Source organism: Frankia sp. BMG5.23 (genome assembly GCF_000685765.2).
Taxonomy (GTDB): domain Bacteria; phylum Actinomycetota; class Actinomycetes; order Frankiales; family Frankiaceae; genus Frankia; species Frankia casuarinae.
In genome coordinates, this window is record NZ_JDWE01000002.1 from 150,229 (window position 1) to 167,543 (window position 17,315).

General features: G+C 73.4%; 11 protein-coding genes. 8 read left to right on the forward strand and 3 right to left on the reverse strand.

Going from position 1 to position 17,315, the window contains the following annotated elements; all coding sequences use genetic code 11:
* Positions 1-5 precede the first annotated feature (5 nt).
* From BMG523DRAFT_RS01715 to BMG523DRAFT_RS01730, 4 genes are all read left to right on the forward strand, one after another.
* Positions 6-1,847 (forward strand): asparagine synthase-related protein, encoded by a 1,842-nt coding sequence (locus tag BMG523DRAFT_RS01715; RefSeq protein ID WP_235462805.1) that lies wholly within the window; start codon positions 6-8, stop codon positions 1,845-1,847.
* Positions 1,848-1,869: 22 nt separating this feature from the next.
* Positions 1,870-2,187, forward strand: a complete 318-nt coding sequence (locus tag BMG523DRAFT_RS01720) for a lasso peptide biosynthesis PqqD family chaperone (protein ID WP_035911061.1) — start codon at positions 1,870-1,872, stop codon at positions 2,185-2,187.
* Positions 2,184-2,732: a lasso peptide biosynthesis B2 protein gene (locus BMG523DRAFT_RS01725; protein WP_313950025.1), complete on the forward strand. Its 549-nt coding sequence runs from the start codon at positions 2,184-2,186 to the stop codon at positions 2,730-2,732. Before BMG523DRAFT_RS01720 ends, BMG523DRAFT_RS01725 begins: the two co-directional genes overlap by 4 nt.
* Positions 2,733-2,817: 85 nt before the next feature.
* Positions 2,818-4,671, forward strand: coding sequence for an ABC transporter ATP-binding protein (locus BMG523DRAFT_RS01730; RefSeq protein ID WP_232235054.1), 1,854 nt, complete (start codon positions 2,818-2,820; stop codon positions 4,669-4,671).
* 39 nt (positions 4,672-4,710) lie between these two features.
* On the opposite strand, the gene BMG523DRAFT_RS01735 is transcribed toward BMG523DRAFT_RS01730, so the two are convergent.
* Positions 4,711-6,207: an acyl-CoA synthetase gene (locus BMG523DRAFT_RS01735; protein ID WP_011437367.1), complete on the reverse strand. Its 1,497-nt coding sequence runs from the start codon at positions 6,205-6,207 to the stop codon at positions 4,711-4,713.
* An 80-nt stretch (positions 6,208-6,287) separates the two neighbouring features.
* A complete protein-coding gene (locus BMG523DRAFT_RS01740) occupies positions 6,288-12,488 on the reverse strand; it encodes a type I polyketide synthase (protein ID WP_043590186.1) in 6,201 nt (2,066 codons plus the stop codon).
* A gap of 517 nt (positions 12,489-13,005) precedes the next feature.
* On the opposite strand from BMG523DRAFT_RS01740, the gene BMG523DRAFT_RS26130 reads away from it, so the two are divergent.
* A complete protein-coding gene (locus BMG523DRAFT_RS26130; RefSeq protein WP_035941505.1) occupies positions 13,006-13,257 on the forward strand; it encodes a hypothetical protein in 252 nt (83 codons plus the stop codon).
* Positions 13,258-13,433: 176 nt separating this feature from the next.
* Positions 13,434-14,825 carry a precorrin-6y C5,15-methyltransferase (decarboxylating) subunit CbiE gene (cbiE, locus tag BMG523DRAFT_RS01750; protein WP_347272494.1) on the forward strand — a complete coding sequence of 464 codons (1,392 nt, stop codon included), beginning with the start codon at positions 13,434-13,436 and terminating at the stop codon, positions 14,823-14,825.
* Between the two features lie 45 nt (positions 14,826-14,870).
* On the opposite strand, the gene BMG523DRAFT_RS01755 is transcribed toward cbiE, so the two are convergent.
* The gene (locus tag BMG523DRAFT_RS01755; protein ID WP_011437364.1) at positions 14,871-15,779 is read right to left on the reverse strand and encodes a FadR/GntR family transcriptional regulator; all 909 of its coding nucleotides are present in this window, start codon (positions 15,777-15,779) and stop codon (positions 14,871-14,873) included.
* Between the two features lie 212 nt (positions 15,780-15,991).
* On the opposite strand from BMG523DRAFT_RS01755, the gene BMG523DRAFT_RS22470 reads away from it, so the two are divergent.
* Together BMG523DRAFT_RS22470 and BMG523DRAFT_RS01765 are read left to right on the forward strand one after the other, a co-directional pair.
* Positions 15,992-16,609 carry a polysaccharide deacetylase family protein gene (locus tag BMG523DRAFT_RS22470; RefSeq protein WP_011437363.1) on the forward strand — a complete coding sequence of 206 codons (618 nt, stop codon included), beginning with the start codon at positions 15,992-15,994 and terminating at the stop codon, positions 16,607-16,609.
* The gene (locus tag BMG523DRAFT_RS01765; RefSeq protein ID WP_051623730.1) at positions 16,606-17,277 is read left to right on the forward strand and encodes a hypothetical protein; all 672 of its coding nucleotides are present in this window, start codon (positions 16,606-16,608) and stop codon (positions 17,275-17,277) included. The genes BMG523DRAFT_RS22470 and BMG523DRAFT_RS01765 overlap by 4 nt, the downstream gene beginning before the upstream one ends.
* Positions 17,278-17,315 lie beyond the last annotated feature (38 nt).

A 17,315-nucleotide genomic window follows, 5' to 3' on the forward strand; every position in this document is an offset into this window, starting at 1 on the left:
CCGGGGTGGCGGTGGTCCCGATTCCGTCCTGCTGGTTTCTGGTGCTGGCCGACCGTGATCCCGTCGTGCGTCCGCCGGGGGCTCGTCGCATGCTGCGGTATGCCTCCGGGCGGCCGTGGATCGTCGGCAACTGGCCGGACGATGCCATGGTCAGTGCCGTCGCCGGGCGCTCGCGGCTGGCCCTGATCGGGTGTGCCGCGACCAACGCGCGACAGCTCCTGCGGCTGCTTCTCTCGGCCCGTGACGTGCACGCTCTCGACCTCGCGCGCGCCGTGGCCGGCGACTACCACGTGATCGCCGAAATCGACAGCCACCGTCGCGTCCAGGGCAGCCCGACGGGAACCCGGCGGGTCTTCACCGCCCGGTTGGGCAGCCACCTGGTCGCCGCCGACCGCGCCGACGTGCTTGCCCGGCTCACGGGCGCCCCGCTGAACCGGACGGCGCTGGCTTTGTCGCTGCTCGACCCGTCACCGCCCCATCCGCTCGATGACCTGGTGCTCTGGGAGTCGATCGACGCGCTGCCCCCGGATCACTACCTTCTCGTCGGCCCTGACGAGAAGGCCACCGTCCTGCGGTGGTGGCGTCGACCGGCACCGGTGCGGTCCCGCACGGAGGGGGCGCCGACCCTGCGGGCGGCTCTCGCCGAGGCCGTGGCGGCGCGGGTCGCCGGCGGCGGGACAGTGAGCTGTGATCTGTCGGGCGGACTGAGCTCCACCTCGGTGTGCTGCCTGGCCGCGCGCGGCCCCGCCGACGTGGTCGCGCTCACCGGGATCGCCCCCGATCCCGGTGACGACGACGCCGCGCGGGCCGCGGCCACGCTCCCTGGCGTCACGCGCGAGATCCTGCCCGCCGCCGGGCTTCCCCTCGTTTACGACGGCATCGCCGACGCCGACGAACCGCTCGACCGGCCGTTCGTCGGCATCGGCGACCGGGCGAAGCTGCGCGCGGGTCTTGACCGGGTCGCGCTGTACGGGCCGCGGGTGCACCTCACCGGGTTCGGTGGTGACGAGGTCGCCTACGGCTGTCCCGCCTACCTCCCCCGGTTGTTGCGCCGCCGGCCCCGGCGGGCGCTGCACGACCTGCGCGGACACCGAGCGCAGGAGGGCTGGCCGTGGATGGCGTGCCTGCGAATGATGCGCCCGCGCGGCTACCGGGACTGCCTCGCCGACATGGCCGATGCGCTCGACCAGGCCCGCCGTGCCACGGTCGGCCACGCGCGCCGTCCGGCCGGTTCCGGCCGATCCCACCCGGGCGTCCTGGCCTCGCTCGACTGGGCCTTTCCGCCTGTGGTCCCGGGTTGGCTCACGCCGACGGCCCTCGACTTGCTGGCCGGAGCGTTCGCGGAGGCCGTCCGGCGCGCCCGGCCGCTGGCCGAGACCCGGGACGGCCACGCCGATCTCTTCGCCATCCGCGCTGGCGCGGCGGTGTTCCGGTTGTTCGACCAGCTCGCCGATCCGGTCGGCCCGCCGCTCGCCGCACCCTTCCTCGACGAGCGGGTGGTCCGGGCGGTGCTGGCGGTGCGGCCCGAAGAGCGCACCGGTCCGTGGGAGTACAAACCGCTACTGCAGGAGGCCATGCGCCGGCTGGTGCCGCAGGAATGCCTGCGCCGCGAGACCAAGGCGGATACCGCCGCCGAGGAGGATCAGGGCCTGCGCACCAGCCAGGACGTCCTGGTGAAGCTGTGCGATGACAGCCCGTTGGCCGATCTCGGCCTGATCGAGTCGGACGCGCTGCGCCAGGCGTGCCGATCTTCGTCCGTACCTGGTCATCGCCACCAGGCGCTGCGACCGACGTTCGCGGCGGACGCGTGGCTGCGGGTGCTCGCGAGCCGGCGGGGCCCTGACTGAGCTACCGGAGGAGTGAGTGATCATGGTGACGCTGCGGCCTGACGTGGTGCGGGCGCCGACCCAGTACGGAGCGGTGCTCCTCCATATCGACAACGGCCGATACTGGACCCTCAACCCCTCGGGTGACCTGGTGCTGCGGATCCTGCTCGACGGCGGTGACACGGCAGCCGCCGTCCGCGGGCTGTGTGAGACCAGCGAGGTTGACCCGGAGACGGCGCGCCGCGACGTGGAGGGTCTGCTCGCCCAACTCGCGGACGTGGGCCTCATCGAGGCCGAGCCCGAGTCCCGATGGTCACCCGAGACCGAGGCGGTCTGCGATCCCCGGACGCGGGCCCGGTGACCGCGCCGATGGTGGTCGAGCGGCCGGAGGCGAAACCGTCCCTCGCTCGTCGGCTCGGCGCGCTGGTCGCCGTGGGGATCGCGCGGGTGCTCGCGACCCAGTCGCCGGCCCGCATCTGCCGGGTGCTCACGGGGGTGGGCGCGGGCGCCCGCCCGGCCGACTATGGCACCGCGCTCGCCGCCCGGCAGGCGGTGACAGCCGTGAGCCTCACCTGCCGCGGCGCGCGGGGCTGTGTTCCCCGCTCGATAGCGACCGCCCTGCTGTGCCGGTTGACCGGAACGTTCCCGACGTGGCGTGTGGGGGTGCGCACCATCGCGCCGTTCGCCGCGCACGCGTGGGTCGAGGCGGACGGAGTGATCGTCGGGGAGTCGATGCCGGCAGGCTACCTGCGGCCGCTGCTCAGCGTCGGTCCGGGAACGGTAACCGGGCCGCGTCGCGTGGGCTGGCTCCGTCGCGTGGGCGGGCTCCGTGGGAGTGGCGGGCTCCGTGGGAGTGGCGGGCTTCGGGGAAGGGGCGTGCCTCGTGACGAGGGCGTACGTCGTTGAGGGGGAGGGCCGGGGAGCTGCCCGGGGGCCTGCGTCGCGGGGCGTCACGGAACTCTGGGCGCTGCTGCGCGGCCGTCGCGGGGCGGTGGCGATCGCCACGGCGCTGACCGTGGTTGGCACCGCCGTCGGGGTGCTCCAACCGCTGCTCGTGATGCGGGTGATCGACGCCGCGCAGGCGGGGGGTGTTCCCGGCTGGCTCATCGGGGCGCTGCTGGGTCTGTTCGTCGGCCAGGCGGTGATCGACACCGCCGGGCACTACCTGCTCGAGCGCGTCGGCCAGGGCGTCCTGCTCGGCCTGCGCACCAGCCTGATCGGCCACCTGCTGCGGCTGCGCATGCGGGTGTTCGACACGCGGCGGATCGGGGATCTGATCTCTCGTGCGAACACCGACACGACCGTGGTGCGGGAGGCGGTGGCGTACAGCTTCACCGCCCTGGTCACCAGCGTGATCGGCGTCGTCGGCGCCGTCGCCCTGATGATCTGGTTGAACCCCTGGCTGTTCCTGCTCGTGCTCGGGGTGGTGGCGGTGGCCGGGGTCGTGGTACTCGGCGCGCTGTCCCGGATCAGGACGGTGTCCGAACGTGGGCAGGCCAGCGTCGGCGGCATGACCGCCGACCTGGAGCGCGCCCTCGCCGCGATCCGTACCGTGCGGGCGAACCGCGCCGAGGGGCGGGAGGCCGCGCGCATCGGCGACCACGCCGCGGCCGCCTACCAGGCCGGCCTCCGGATGGCGAAGCTGGACTCGATCATCGCCCCCGCGATGCAGCTCGCGGTGCAGGGAAGTGTGCTGGTCGTGCTCCTGGTCGGCGGGGTCCTGGTGGCGCGCGGTTCGGCCTCGCTCGGCAGCCTGGTCGCCTTCCTGCTGTATGCCACCTACCTGGTGATGCCGTTGTCGCAGCTCATCGAGGCGGCGGCGACCATCCAGCGGGGGATGGGGGCGCTGTCGCGGGTCAACGCGGTGTTCGCGCTGCCCCGGGAAGGCGACGACGAGTCCGTGCGCGGTCCGCTGCGCACCGTCGCGGTCGTGGCCCCCGGCGGGACGCGCCCGCCGGCACCATTGTCGCCCTTGTCCTCGTCGCGAGTGTCGTCCTCGTTCTCGTCACGAGGGGAGACGCCGAACCCGCGGGCGCCGTCGATCGAGTTCCGTGACGTCTGGTTCGGCTACGCGCAGACGCCAGTGCTGCGCGGGGTGTCGTTCACGGTGCCGTCTCGCGGGCACGTCGCGCTGGTCGGGCCGTCCGGTGCCGGCAAGTCCACCATCCTGGAGCTTGTCGAGCGCTTCTACGAGCCGGACGCCGGAATGATTCTGTTCGCCGGCCACGACGTCCGCGCGATGCCCCGCGCGACCGCCCGGGGGTGGGTCGGGCTGGTCGAGCAGAACACCCCGGTGCTGCACGGCAGCCTGCGGGACAACATCACCTATGCGGCGCCGGATGCGACCGAGGAGCAGATCGCCGCGGTCCTGGCCACGGCGGGGCTGCGGGACTTCACCGACCGGCTGCCCGAGCGGCTCCGGACTCCGGTCGGTGATCATGGTGTGCTGCTCTCCGGCGGGGAACGGCAGCGGGTCGCGATCGCCCGCGCGCTGCTCGCTCAGCCCGCGGTGCTGCTCCTGGACGAGCCCACGGCCCAGCTGGACAGCGTCAACGAGCAGGCGCTCACTCGCGCGATGAGCCGGATCGCCGCCGAGCGGGCACTGCTGGTCATCGCCCACCGGATCTCCACGGTGCGGGCCGCGGATTTCATCCTCGTGCTGAACGAGGGCCGCGTGGTCGCGCAGGGCTCGCACGAGGAGCTGATGGCGACCAGCGCGTTCTACCGCGGCCTCGCCACGGGCCTGCCGGCCGGTCCCGCCAGCCCCGCCAGCCCCGCCGGGCCGGTCAGCCCGCCAGAGCGCGGGCGAGCCGGGACCGCAGGGCCTCCCGCCCCGGTGAGGTGAGCGCTTCGAGCCCGCTCTCCTCGACGCCGTGACCTGCACTCAGGGCGTTTCCGGGGGAGCCAGGGCGGACTTGCGGATCTTGCCCATCGAGTTGCGGGGGAGCTCGGCCACCAGGTGGATCTCCCGGGGCCGCTTGTGGATGGACAGCTCCCGCGCCACGAAGTCGATGAGCGCCTCGCTCGCCGTCTCGTTTGCCGTCTCGCTCGGTGTCCCGTCCGACGCCCTGCCCGGTATCCCGCCTGGTGCCCCGCCCGCCGCACCGGCCAGGTCGGGGGCGACGACGAAGGCGGCGATGCGCTGCCCGAGGTCGTCGTCCGGCAGCCCGACGACGGCGGCCTCGCGCACGGCCGGGTGGGCCAGCAGTACGGCCTCGACCTCGCCCGCGCCCACCCGGTAACCGCCGCTCTTGATGAGGTCGGTGGATCGGCGCCCGACGATTCGGTGGTGGCCGTCCGGGGCGACGACCGCGGCGTCACCGGTGCGGAACCAGCCGTCCGCGGTGAACGACGCGGCGGTGACCTCCGGGCGCCCCAGGTACCCGTCGAACAGGGTGGCACCGCGGACCTGCAACTCGCCGATGCTCTCCCCGTCCGCGGGCAGCTCGGTCCCCGTCTCGTCGTCCACGAGCCGGGCCCGCACCCCCGGCAGGGTGGTACCGACCCAGCCCGCCCGGCGCTCCCCGTCCGCCCGGGCGCTGATGGTGATCAACGTCTCGGTCATCCCGTACCGTTCGATCGGGGCGAGGCCGGTGAGCCCGGTGAGCCGGTCGATCACCGGCCTCGGCAGGGGGGCACTGCCCGAGACGAGCAGCCGGGCCGAGACCAGGGCGCGGGCGGTGGTCGGATCGTCGCAGACCCGGGACCACACGGTCGGCACGCCGAAGTACAGGGTCCCCCCGGCCGCCGCGTACGCCGTCGGGGTCGGGCGGACGGTGTGGATCAACCGGCTGCCGACCCGCAGCGCCCCGAGCACACCCAGGACCAGGCCGTGGACGTGGAACAGCGGCAGCCCGTGCACGAGCGTGTCCTCGGGCGTCCAGGCCCAGGCGTCGGCGAGGGCGTCCAGATCGGCGGCGATGGCCGGGGCGGACAGCACCACGCCCTTGGGGGCTCCGGTCGTCCCGGAGGTGTAGAGGATGAGCGCCGGTCCGGTTTCCCCGGACCCGGACCCGGAGCCGGAGCCGGCAGACCCCGACCGTGCGGTGAGATCGACCGGCACGGTGGGGATCGCGAGGTTGTCCCAGGCGGGCCTGCCGAGCAGCAGGGCGGCGCCCGAGTCGCGCAGGATGTGACCGCGTTCCCGCGGCCCGGAGTCAGGCGGCACGGGTACCGCCGGCACCCCGGCGAGCAGGCAGCCGACGACCGAGACGACGGTGGCCATCGTCGCCTCGGCGTGCACGGCCACCGCCGGCGCGCCGGCCACCCGACCGGCGACGACGGACGCGGCCGCGAAGAGCTCTGCGCGGGTGAACTCGACCTCCCCGACCCGGACGGCGGGGCCGTCGTGCTCGCCGGCAGGCAGTGGGAGCAGGGTCACTCCGTCATGCTCCCATGGCCGAACCCGTCAACGCTCAGCTCCGCCCAGACCGCCGCCGAGGTGCGGTGCGCGTCGATGCATCAGCGCCGCTCCAGTTCTGTGGGCCGCTCCAGTTCCGTGGGCCGCTCCAGTTCTGTGAGCCACTGGTGGAGGACCGCGGCGGTGGAGGCGGCGTGTTCGTTCATCATCGTCTGGTGATTGCCGGCGGCGTCGAGCCTTTCGTGCTCCATCACCCAGTCGGTCACCCAGGCCTGGCCCTCCCCGTCGGGGTTCTCGGCGACCGCCTGCTGGGGCATGCGCTCCATCGCCCGGACGAGGACGACCGGCGCGTTGACGGCGGTCGGCCGCCAGCCCTCGAACAGGTCCAGGTAGGCGCCCTGCGCGGTGACCTGTGCCTCCGTCATCAGCGCGAAGGCCTGGTCGTTGAGGGCGACGCCGCGAAGCTCCTCCTGGATGTCACCCTCGGGGATGCGGTCCCCGGGCAGCCACGTGTCGAGCAGCACCACCGCCCTGGGGTGGATCCCGCGGGTCTCCAGCCGGGCCGCGATCGCATGTGCCAGCCAGCCACCCGAGGAGTAACCCGCTAGCACGAGGGGGATCTCGTCGAACGCCCGGGCGATGGTCTCGGCATGCAGGTCGACGACGAGATCCGCGGTGGCCGGAAGCAGCTCCCCGTCGCCGAATCCGGGATGCGGCAGCGCGTACACGTCCCGCCGGCCATGCAGGTGCAGGGCGAGGCGGGCGAAGTTGTGCGGTCCCGACGGGGCAACCATCGAGGGCAGGCAGACGATGGTGGGCCTGGCCGGACCCGAGGCGAGTCTCACCGGCGCGGCGGGCGCGCCGAAGGCCTCGACGGTGCGGAAGACGGGCCTGAGCCGGGCGGCGGCCCGCAGGACACCGACGCCCTCGGCGAACTTGCCGTCCGTGCACGCCTGCCGGTACAGCTCGCGCACGCCGATCGGCGCGACCTGCGTCCCGGCCCGCGCGGGGGGTCCGCCGGGCATGATGTCCGGGTGCCGCTGGGTGGCGAGGGTGGCAAGGGTATCGAGATGGCGGGTGAGCTCGCAGACCGTCGGATGCTCGAAGACGACGGGCGTGGCCAGGGTGAGGCCGGTGGCGGCGGCCAGTCGGCGGCTGAGCTGAACCGAGGCCAGTGAGTCGAAGCCGAGTTCGAGGAAGCGGCGCTGCGGGTCCACGTCGTCGGGCGACGGGTACCCGAGGATGGCCGCGGCCTCCGCCCGCACGAGGTCGAACAGCGCGCGGGCGCGGGCAGGCCCGGGCAGCGTCCCGTAGTCCACCCGGGCGGGGGGCGCGTCGGTGCCGGTCGGGTCGGCGTCCCCCTCGGGTCCGGCCGTCGTGGACCGGCTCCATAGATCGTCGAAGAAACGCCCGGGGCGGGCGGCGGTGAAGGGTGGGAGGAAGCGCTCCCAGTCGACGTCGGCGACGGTGAGCGCGGCCTGCCCGCCCGCGACCGCCCGGGTGAGCGCGGTGACCGCCGCGTCGGGGGGCAGCGGGGTCAGGCCACGGCGGCCCAGGTAGTCACGGAACGTGGCCTCGGCGCCCATTCCGGCATCGGCCCACGGGCCGAACGCGACAGAGGTGGCGGCGAGACCAAGCGCGTGCCGCCGCGCGGCGAGGGCGTCGAGGTAGGCGTTGCCCGCGCTGTAGGCGGCCTGGCCGCCACTGCCCCAGGTCGCCGACACCGACGAGAACAGGACGAAGGCCTCCAGCCTGGTGCCGCTGGTGTCGCTGGTGCCGGTGATCCCGCCGGTGCCGTCGAGTAGCCGGTCGAGGCCGGCGGCGCCGGCGACCTTTCCGGCCACGACCTCCGCGAACTCCCCGAGATCGAGTTTGTGTAGGGCGGTCACCTGCCCCATGACACCGGCCGCGTGCACGACGGCGGACACCGGCCGGCCCGCCTTGGCCAGTCTCCGCAGCAGGGCGGCGAGCTGTTCGTGCTCTCCCACGTCGCAGGCCTCGATGGTCGCCTCGGCGCCGAGGGCGGCGAGTTCGGCGCGTAGGTCCTCCGCCCCCGCAGCCGCGGGGCCACGGCGGCTGACGAGGACGATCCGGCGCGCACCGTCGCGGGCGAGCCGGCGGGCGGCATGCGCGCCGAGGGCGCCGGTGCCACCGGTGATCAGGACCGTGCCGTGAGGCCGCCACGCTGGCGGGACGGTGTCGGTCGGTGCACCGACGGTGTTGTCTGCTGCACCGACGGTGTCGGCTCTGACGAGGCGGGGTACCAACAGCCCGGTGGCACGGGCGGCGAGCTGGTCCTCGCTACCGGGGGCGGTGAGGGCGGAGCCGAACCACGCCAGCGTCTGATCGTCGAGGTTGGTCGGGATGTCGATCAGACCGCCCCAGGCGTCGGGGTCCTCCAGGGCGAGGGCGCGGCCGAGTCCCCACATCATGGCCTGGTCCGGGGTGGTGACGGGGTCGTCGGGACCGGTGGTGACCGCGCCGCGGGTGACGCACCACAGCGGTGCGGACACGTCGAGGTCGTGTAGCGCCTGGACGAGCGGGACGGTGAGGGCGAGCCCGGTGGTCAGCGCCGGATGGATGCGGTGCGGCGTGTCGTCGAGGGCGAGCAGGGACAGGACGCCGCGTACCGCCTGCACCGTCTTCTTCCCGGCGGGGCCGCCGCCCGACGGCGGTATGGCGCCCGACGGCGGTATGGCGTCGGGCAGCGGTATGGCGTTCGACAGCAGCGCCGCGACCCGGGCGCGGTCGGCGTCGTCGCCGGTGAGGGTGAGGGTGACGGCCGTGCCGCCGAGGCGTTCGATGATCCAGCAGATGCGGGAGAGCATGTCCTCGTCGACGGCGGCGGCCGGGGTCAGCACCGGCCACACGCCGGACAGCGGTGGCGTCGCGGTGGCCTGGGCCGTCACGGCGATGGCCTGGGCCGTCACGGCGGTGGTGACGTCCTCGGAGTCCAGGGGCCGCCACTCGGTGCGGTAAGACCAGCCGTCCGGGTCCGCCGCGCGGGCCGTCCCGACGGTCGGGCTACGGGGCGCGGGGACAGCGGTGGTCCCGTCGAGCCAGTAGCGCCTGCGCTGGAACGGGTAGGTGGGCAGCTCCCGGTGCCGGGCGCCGCGTCCCCGGTACAGGGCGCGCCAGTCGACGTCGACGCCGTGGACGTGCAGCTCAGCCAGGGCGGTGAGGAGGGTGTCGGGTTCGGGGCGGCCGGCGCGGGACGCCGCCGCGGCCACCGTGTCCCGGGCGTCGCGGGTGTTCTGGGCGTCCCGGGTGCTTTGGGTGCTTTGGGTGCGCTGGGTCTTCTCGGTGCGCTGGGCGTCGGCGGCTAGGCAGGCCGGCAGGAGCGCGGTCAGGACGGCGTCGGGACCGAGTTCGAGGTAGGCGACGGCGCCTTCGCGGTGCAGGCGACGGGCGGCGTCGAGGAAACGGACGGGTTCGCGGACGTGGCGTACCCAGTGGTCGGGGGTGGTGAGCCCGGCCTGGAGGTCGAGGTCGCCGGTCCGGGTGGAGACGACGGGGATGGCCGGCGGGGAGTAGGTGATCTTCTCGGCGACGGCTCGGAACCGGTCGAGCATGTCGTCCATGTGCGGGGAGTGAAAGGCGTGGCTGACCGTCAGCCGCCTGATGGCGCGGCCGCGCTCGGCCCAGCCGACGGCGACGCGTTCGACGAGGTCGGCGTCGCCGGCGATGACGGTGGCGCTCGGGCCGTTGACGGTGGCGATCTCGACCCGCCCGGCGAGTCCGGCGAGGGACTCGGCGACCTCCGCCTCGCCGGCGCGGATGGCGGTCATGGCTCCGCCGGCGCGGCAGGCCTGCATGAGCCGGCCGCGGGCCGCGACGAGAGCGCAGGCGTCGTCGAGGGTCCACACTCCGGCGACGTGGGCGGCGGTGAGCTCGCCGATGGAGTGCCCGGCGAGGATCCCCGGGGCGAGACCCCAGGATTCGAGGAGCCGGAACAGCGCGGTCTCGAAGGCGAACAGCGCGGGCTGGGTGTACTCGGTGCGGTCGAGCGCCGCCGCGCCCGGGGAACCGGCGGGGGCGAACATGACGTCGCGCAGTGGGTGTTCGAGATGCGGCGCAAAGTGGGCACAGACGTCGTCGAGGGCGTTGGCGAAGACCGGGTAGGTCGCATGGAGTTCGCGGCCCATCCCGGGGCGTTGGCTGCCCTGGCCGGTGAACAGGAAGGCGGTTGCCCCCCGGGCGGTTCCGCTTCGGCGGAGCGCTGGTCGGACCGTGCCCAGGACCAGCCCGGCGCTGGGACGGGCCTCGGCCAGAGCAGCCAGGGTCCCGGTCAGGGTCCCGGTCCCGGTCAGGTGTGTGCCGCTGCCGCACGCCGCCGATCCGCGGACGACGGCGACGGCACGGTGCTCGAAGTGGGTGCGACCCGCCATGGTGTATCCCGCGTCCAGGGGAGAGATCTCGGGATGGCGCTCCAGGTGCGCGCCGAGCCGGGCGGCCGCCGAACGTAGCGCCGCGTCGCAGCGGCCGGACAGGACGACAGGCACCGGGGCGCTCGCCGGGTTCTCTCCGGCGCGGTCCGCACCCATGGCGTCCGTTCCCGGCCCGGGTGGTGCTTCCTCGATCACGGCGTGAGCGTTGGTGCCGCTTACCCCGAACGCCGACACCGCCGCCCGTCGCGGCCGGCCGTCCCGGCGCTGCCAGGGGACGTTTCCAGTGAGCAGGGCGACGTCGCCCGCCGACCAGTCCACGTGCGGGGACGCCTCGCGCACGTGCAGGGTCCGCGGCAGGACGCCGTGCCGCATCGCCTGCACCATCTTGATGATCCCGGCGACGCCGGCGGCGGCCTGGGTGTGGCCGATGTTCGACTTCAGGGACCCGAGGTAGACGGGCCGCCGTGCCGCACGGTCCTGGCCGTAGGTGGCAATGACGGCCTGGGCCTCGATCGGGTCACCGAGCGTCGTGCCGGTGCCGTGCGCCTCCACCGCGTCGACGTCGGCGGCGCGCAGCCCGGCGTTGGCCAGCGCCTGGCGGATCAGGCGCTGCTGGGACAGGCCGTTCGGCGCGGTCATCCCGTTGCTGGCGCCGTCCTGGTTGATCGCGGTGCCACGCAGGACCGCGAGGACGTGATGGCCGTTACGGCGGGCGTCGGAAAGCCGTTCCAGCAGCAGCACGCCCGCGCCGTCGGCCCAGCCGGTGCCGTCGGCGTCGGCGGAGAACGCCTTGCAGCGCCCGTCCGACGCCAGGCCCCGCTTGCGGCTGAACTCCACCAGGATCCCTGGGGTCGACATCACGGTCACCCCACCGGCCAAGGCGAGGTCGCATTCGCCGGCCCGCAGCGCATGGCCGGCCAGATGCACCGCCACCAGGGACGAGGAACACTGGGTGTCGATGGTCAACGCGGGCCCTTCCAGGCCAAGCGTGTAGGAGACGCGGCCGGCGATCACGCCGGAGGCGTTGCCGGTGAGTAGTTGTCCCTGGGCTTCGGCGGGCGCCGCATGCCAGGCGGGGCCATAGTCCTGCAGCGACACCCCGGTGAAGACGCCGGTCCGGCTGCCCCGCAGCGACCGTGGGTCGATGCCCGCGTGCTCCAGCACCTCCCAGGAGATCTCCAGCATCAGCCGCTGCTGCGGGTCCACGGCATGTGCCTCGCGCGGACCGATACCGAAGAATCCCGGGTCGAACAGCGCGATGCCGGGCAGGAACCCGCCATGGCGGGTGTAGGCGGTGCCAGGCTGATCGGGATCAGGATCGTAGAGCGCGTCGAGGTCCCAGCCCCGGTCGTCGGGCAGGCCGCCGACGGCATCCCGGCCCTCTCGCACCAGGTCCCACAGGGCTTGCGGTGAGTCGACGCCGCCGGGCAGCCGGCAGGCCATGCCGATGATGACTACGGGATCATGGCCCCGGAACGGCTCCGAGCCGACCTCGCCGGTGGCAGGAACGGCGGTGGCCGGCGGGACGGCCGCGGGGACGGCGGCGGGGACGGCGGCGGGCTCGTCGATACCCAGCAACTCACGGCGCAGATGGTCGGCGAGGGCCTCGGGGGAGGGCCGGTCGAACAACAGCGTCGCGGGCAGGCGCAGACCCGTCGCAGCGGACAGTTCGTCTCGCAGCCGATCGGCGATGCCGCGGTACACCCCGAGACCACGCCAGGAGGACTCCCGGCCGAGGATGGCCGCGTCGCCGCTGCGCTCGGTCAGCACGGCGACCCGGCCGGCTATCAGGTCCAGCAGGAGCTCGCGCTGGGCCGTCTCCGATCGGCCGGTCAGCCGCAGACGCCACGCCTCGCTCGCCCCACCACCGGTGCCGCGCGGCGATCGTGCCTGGATTTCGCGCGTATCGCGCATGCAAACTCCCAGCGTCCTATGCAATGAGGAAACGACGCGTCGGCGACAGCCGCGTCCGTCGCCGGGCGTTCGCCTTCGTTCGTTTCGGCCACGGGTCGACGGACAACGAAGAAGGCCGCCACGGACCAAAGCCAGGGCCAGCCGTCAGCGCTCGGTACGGAGTGGGACAAAGTCCCGGAAAGCCGGGGCCGAGAACGACTTGGAATATCTCCTCTGGACGCGGAAGGGCATGGCTCAGGCAACCGGCGAGGAGTCGGAGCGCGGAGCCGTCCGCTCTCCGTAGAGAGTGTGACGCCCCCATCTCCTCAGGGTACGACCATGCCGGCCGGGGTGCGTGTCGTCGGTCACGTGTGAACAAGCATGAACGCCATGGTGCCCGACGCTGCGTTTGGGCTTCAAACGTCCTGGCGCGATCGGGCCATGTGAGAATTTACCCGGCCATCCTATGCGCAGGTCCCGGAGCGCTCCTGGTACCTTGGCGTACAGATGTCTGCTCTTCCTGTTCCTGGGTTCGTAGGTGATCAGGACTTCGAAGGCCACACCGATCGCGGAGCCGGCGTGCAACGTGTCGGGGATCGCATTTCACCAGGAATTGCTACCCGATACGGCGGTGATTTTCCATCCCATGGCCGCCGGCGGCCGCCGTGCCCGGCGGCGGCTGATATACCCGCGGACCGCTGCCGCGGCTCGGTGGTGGGACGCGGTCGCGGGGCAGGTGGCGGAGGTCGCCGACCAGGCCTGTCCGGACGAGGCGCACAGCTATTCTTGATCCTCCTGGCCGACGCGCTACGCTCGCCTGTTGTGTCCGACACTGCCGCCACGTCGGCGACCGATACTGCCGCCACGTCGGCGACCGCGCCCGGATCCGGTGACGTCACCGGATCCGGGTCCCCCGGGCCGGTGAGTTCCGCCGACTCCAGCTTCGCCGACTCCATCCCCTCCGCTGTGCGCGTCACCGTGGTAGGTATCGGGGCCGACGGCTGGGCGGGGCTGGCGCCGACGGCACGTGAGGTGGTGCGCGGGGCCGCCGTGCTGTTCGGCGCCGATCGCCAGCTTGCCCTCGTGCCCGAAAGGATCGACGGCCAGCCCGTTGGAGGCCGGCGGGTGTCGTGGCCGTCCCCGCTGCTGCCGGCCCTGCCCCGCCTGCTGGCCGGGCACGCCGGCACCGGCGCTCAGGCGGGGCAGGGTGAGCTCTGTGTTCTCGCGAGTGGTGATCCGATGTTCTTTGGGATCGGCACCACTCTGGTCCGGCTGCTGGGAGCGCACCGGGTGCGGGTCCTGCCCCATCCTTCGTCGCTCTCCCTGGCCTGCGCGCGGCTCGGGTGGGCCGTGGACGACGTTGACGTGGTGAGCGCGGTCGGACGTCCCCTCGCGCAGGTGCAGGCCGCACTGGCGCCGCGTCGACGGCTGCTCGTCCTCAGCTCCGACCGGGCCACGCCCGTCGAGTTCGCCACCTTGCTCGTCGGGCGCGGGTACGGCGAGAGCCTGCTGACGGTTCTCGACCGGCTCGGGGGGCCGGACGAGGCGTACCAGAGCGCCCCCGCCTCCGCCTGGGTCGAGGCCGGTGCCCGGGCCTGGGTTCGGGCACCGGCCGCCGTGGAGCACCCGGGCGGGGCCGCCTCGGCCGTGCCGCCGGGGTCAGCTGTGTCGCAAGGGTCGGTCGTGCCGCAGGTGCCGTTGCGCGAGCCGGCGGACCTCAACGTCGTCGCCGTCGAGCCGGTGCCCACGCCGTCCGCCCCGCACCGCTCGCGGACGCCGGGCTTGCCTGATGACGCGTTCGAGCACGACGGTCAGATCACCAGGCGGGAGATCCGGGCGGTGACCCTGGCCCGGCTCGGACCGGTCCCGGGCGAACTGCTGTGGGACGTCGGATCGGGCTCGGGCAGCATCGCGATCGAGTGGATGCGCACCCATGGCACCTGTCGCGCGATCGCGATCGAGCCGCGGGCGGAGCGCGCCGACCGGATCCGGCGCAATGCCACGGCTCTCGGCGTGCCGGCGCTGCGGATCGTGCCCGGCCGGGCGCCCGAGGCCCTGGCCGGGCTGCCGGCGCCGGATGCGGTCTTCATCGGGGGCGGCCTCACGACCCCCGGGCTGCTCGACGCCTGCTGGGCGGCGCTGGGCGGACGTGGCCGGCTCGTCGCCAACGCCGTCACCCTCGAATCCGAGGCGCTCCTCGTCTCCTGGCATGCCCGCCTGGGCGGTGATCTGGTCCGGTTGTCAGTGAGTCGGGCGGCCCCGATCGGTGGCTTCACCGGATGGCGCCCGGCGAGGCCGGTGACCCAGTGGACGGTGTGGCCCGCCGCCCACCGATCCGTCGATCCGTCGAAAATGTAGAAGGTTGACGGTCTCCAGAGCGTGCCCAACCCTCTACAGTTCGATTCAGCCGAGCAGGTCCAGCACGCACCGGTCGGCCGGACCGCCGGGGATCGCGTGGTCGGGGGCGGCGAGGTGCCGGTGCCAGAGATCGGCGGCGCCCTGCGTGTCGCCGGCCTCGATGAGGTCGATGAGCGTGGCGTGGATCCGGCGGGTCGCACGGGCGGACGATCGGTCATCGGCGGCGACCGCGGCAAGGCTGGTCTCCTCCGGACGGTTGTCGGCACCGGGGTGACCGCCGTGGCTGTTTGTGAGCTCCACGAGATGCAGGAGCATCCCGGTGATCACGGTCAGTGACTTGTTTCCGGTCAGCTCCACCACGGCCAGGTGAAAGGCGGCCTGGGCCGAGGCGAGCGCGACGGGATGGTCGGCGGCCTCGTCACCCTCGTGGAGGAGCTGGCGCAGCCGGGCGACGTCGGCGGGATCACGCCGTTCGGCGAGCAGCGCCGCGCACGGCGGCTCGATGACGGCACAGGCCTGGTGGACGTCGCCCAGGGTGGCGCCGCGGTGTTCGAGGACGAGACCGGCGTAGCGCGCGGCAACCTCGGGGCTCGGGGTGTGGACCCGCGCGCCGCCGTGGGCCCCGCGCCGCACGAAGATCAGCGCTTCCGCCTCCAGCACCCGGAACGCCTCGCGCAGGGTGGGGCGCGAGACTCCGAACTGCGCCATCAGCGTGGGTTCGGGCGGTAGGGCGTCACCCTCGCTGAGCTCGCCGCGGATGATCCGCCGCCGCAGCTGGCTGGCGACGAGTTCCGCGGTCTTGGGTACCCGCACCCGCTGGCCGACCGGGGACGCGGCGGCCGGGACGTGGGCGGGCGAGACCGGGGGCGCCGGGTTCGGGGTGGCCTCCGTGGTGGATGCCCCGGCGACGGACGTGCCCGGGATGGTTCCCGCCGGAGCGGCTGGCCATGCCATGAGCGGTCCTCCTGCACGGCGGGCGTCGATTGTTGCCTAATGATCGTCGGATATCGGTGGACTGTGTGGCATATTTATGTTAACAGACGACGATTCGTCCGGATTGTCGGCATCGTGGCCTCGACATCATGCGTGTCGAAAGAGTGCGCCCGATCCACAGCACGACTCCGACGTGGCCTGACGTGATAGGGCCTGACGTGATGGGGCCTGACGTGCTTGATCCGAAGCCCGACCGTCTCGTTCCTTCGCGCGGGTGCTTGTCGGCCGCGGTCGCCCTGACGATCGACGACGGTCCGCATCCGGTGTGGACGCCGCGGATGCTCGACGTCTTGCGCCGCAACCGGGTCCAGGCAACGTTCTGCCTGGTCGGGGCCCAGGCACACGCGCACCGGGACCTGGTGGGCCGCATCATCGCCGAAGGGCACTCCGTCTGTAACCACGCGATGACCCATCCCCAGCCGTTCAGTCATCGCACACCGGCGCAGATCCGGGCCGAGATGGTCCGCGCCCAGTCGGTCATCGTCGACGCGGGTGGGAAACCGCCCCGGCTCTTCCGCGCGCCGGGTGGTGACTGGTCGCCGGCCGTGCTCGCCGCGGCCGCGAACCTCGGCATGACCGCGATCGGCTGGGACGTGGACCCCCGGGACTGGGCCCGACCGGGCACGCCGCGGATCGTGCGCTCGCTGACCGCGGCGCGGCCGCGTCCCGGGCCGCGACCGGCGGTGATGGTGACCTGGTGTTTCGTGGATCGGGGTTCGCCGTCGGTGAGGGTTCATCGGCACCGGGCGGGGCACGTTCCTGGCGTTGGCCACGGAAGGAGCTCCCGATGACCCACGTCGCCGACATCGACTCCCCCTGGTTGGGCGCCTGGCATATTCCCCGCAGCCGGGGTGTGGTCAGTGGTCTGCTGCTGATGCTCCTGGGCGTGTGGGGGGCGCTGATTCCGTTCGTCGGGCCGTACTTCGACTTCGCCTTCACCCCGAACAGCGCCTGGACCTGGACGTCGGCCCGCTTCTGGTTGGAGGTGCTGCCGGGTGCCGCCACATTCGTCGGTGGGTTCCTGCTGCTGATGAGCTCCACCCGGGGCACCGCCGCGCTGGGTGCGTGGCTCGCGATCGTCGCCGGCGCCTGGTTCGTCGTCGGCCCGACGCTGGCGGGACCCTGGGACCTCGGCGCGCTCGGCCGGCCGGTCGGTGGGTCCGCCCGGCAGGCGCTCGTCTGGATCAGTTTCTTCTACGGCCTCGGCGCCGTGATCCTCTTTCTCGGTTCGACCGCGTGGGGTCGGCTGAGCGTGCGGGGGGTGCGCGACGTGGCCGCGGCGCGCCGTCAGCGGGAACTGCGGGAGCAGGCGGCCATGCGTCCGGGCCCCCTGGCGGAGTCGGAGGTCTATCCCAGCGACCGCCTCAGTGCCCCGGCCCCGGCCGAGGGGGCCCCGGCCGAGGGGGCCGAGGAACGCACGGGCGCGTTCGGCCGTCATCGGCGCCGCAGCCACCGCTGACGGAAGGATCCATCGGGGAGGAACAGGGGAAGCGTGCG